The following is a 1,773-nucleotide window of genomic DNA, read 5'->3' on the forward strand; positions in this document are numbered from 1 at the left end:
TAAATATACTTATTTTTTTCAAAATCATAATAGCCCTCCGAAGTAGGCACAAATTTTAAAATGAGGGCAAATTTAGAACCCGTATTCGTTGCTTCATACTGGAAGCCGTCAAGGTATTCCGTGATCGTATTGACCTCAGAATTGGTTTTGCCGCTGCCGTATGTATAAGTCTTTCTTAGTTTGCTCCCATCGGCGCGGTACAGGTATTGGGTATTCACATGATAATCCCCGCCGAGATTAACCCGCGGCACATACATTTTATCAAACTTTACAAAATCCGGCTGGTCCATTATATTGTAGGCTATTTCCACAATACCCTTATCGGCATGGCTGATCATATTCCCATTGTCATCATACGGAATCGTATTTCCTGATACGTCAGGATATCCTGCATAATCCTGGGAATCATCCGTTACCGAGGTCAGCTTATTTCTTGCATACCATTTATATCCTAAAAGATAAACGAGAGTAGGTATCCTGCTCTCGTTTTGTATTAATTTATTATGATTATCAATTACAGTACATTATTTATTACAAACTATACTATCACTAAATAGTATTTACTACTTTCATTTTATCACTACATTTTTCCAAACAGTTTTACAGCTATCTTTCCACTCTTGGGGAAAATTTTCATCATTAAGAATTTCTTGGGAAATTAAAGTATATTTGAGTTTTTTAAGATTTTTGTTCTTCTCTAAAATATAGAAATAAGGCGAATTTTTATGTTTTATAATACTATCACCAATATTTACACTATCAATATTTTCTCCTAAAAATATTAAAGTATCAAATTTATTCTGTCTGGATATTTTTGCATGCGTTAAAAGTCCTTCTCTAACTGCAACTTTCTTTTTTATTTTTCCTACTATATCTACCCTAATATCAGCAATAATAAATTTATCCTCATTTTTCGGAGAGTAAATTAATAAAAATAATATAAAGCCCGCACCTAATAACACCAAAGAAAAATACATCAAATCTGTTTTTTTCATTTTAAAATATTTTTTTTAATATCGTATAATTTGACCAAAATATTTTTCCACCCATTTCACCATGTGCAACACCATTAGTAATAGTAATCCATGTTGTTTTACTTTTTTGCCCTTGCCACAATTCGCCATCATTTGATCTGTTTCCCCAAGATCTAGAATATCCCCAAATTCCGACTCCAAAACCATGACCTGAAGATTTTCCAGCGTAACCAGCAGCATTAAAGTTTCTATTATCTTTATCTACATATTTTGCATAAAACTTACTAATGCCTATTGATGCTTCAAAGCCTGTATTTCCTCCAGTATACCCATAAACATAACCGCTTCCAGCATCACTTCCAGCCATAAAATAAACAAATGCAATTCCTCCATTTGGACCTCCTCCGAGTGTGGCACTATAATCTAAACTAAATCCAACAGCATGGGCTCCCATTTTTTCATAATCGGCTAAGTTTATTGTCATAGGATTATTAACCTCTATATCTGTATCAATTTTTACGTCTTTATAAAGAGTTTTCGATAAAATCCGGTACATAATATGTCCTTTTTTATTTCTAATTATAACATCATGAGGATCAATATCACCGTAACCTGAAAAATCAAATCCTTTAAAAAAAATCCCTGAACTAGCATAATCATCAAAAGAAATCGCTCCGTTCTGGCTTACTTTTACAGCAACTTCATAAGAAACACCGTTTCTGACAAAGGAATTGATATTATCTTCAGCACTAGCGCTACTTCCTCCACCGCCTCCGCCGCCGGATAACCTCATCTGGGC

At 33.9% G+C, this 1,773-nt stretch carries 3 protein-coding genes; all 3 read right to left on the reverse strand.

Annotated features, from left to right (window positions below):
- The coding region (locus tag ACED20_RS21115; protein ID WP_378106718.1) for a hypothetical protein at nucleotides 1-338 on the reverse strand (338 nt) is incomplete at its 3' end.
- A 231-nt stretch (nucleotides 339-569) separates the two neighbouring features.
- Nucleotides 570-995 (reverse strand): hypothetical protein, encoded by a 426-nt coding sequence (locus ACED20_RS21120; RefSeq protein ID WP_378106720.1) that lies wholly within the window; start codon nucleotides 993-995, stop codon nucleotides 570-572.
- Nucleotide 996: 1 nt separating this feature from the next.
- The coding region (locus ACED20_RS21125; RefSeq protein WP_378106722.1) for a hypothetical protein at nucleotides 997-1,773 on the reverse strand (777 nt) is incomplete at its 5' end.

It is taken from the genome of Chryseobacterium sp. sg2396, from assembly GCF_042610505.1.
GTDB lineage: Bacteria > Bacteroidota > Bacteroidia > Flavobacteriales > Weeksellaceae > Chryseobacterium.

Excerpts from the sequence above, each read along its gene's own strand:
- ACED20_RS21120 (WP_378106720.1), bottom strand. The coding sequence starts at position 995 with ATGAAAAAAACAGATTTGATGTATTTTTCTTTGGTGTTATTAGGTGCG.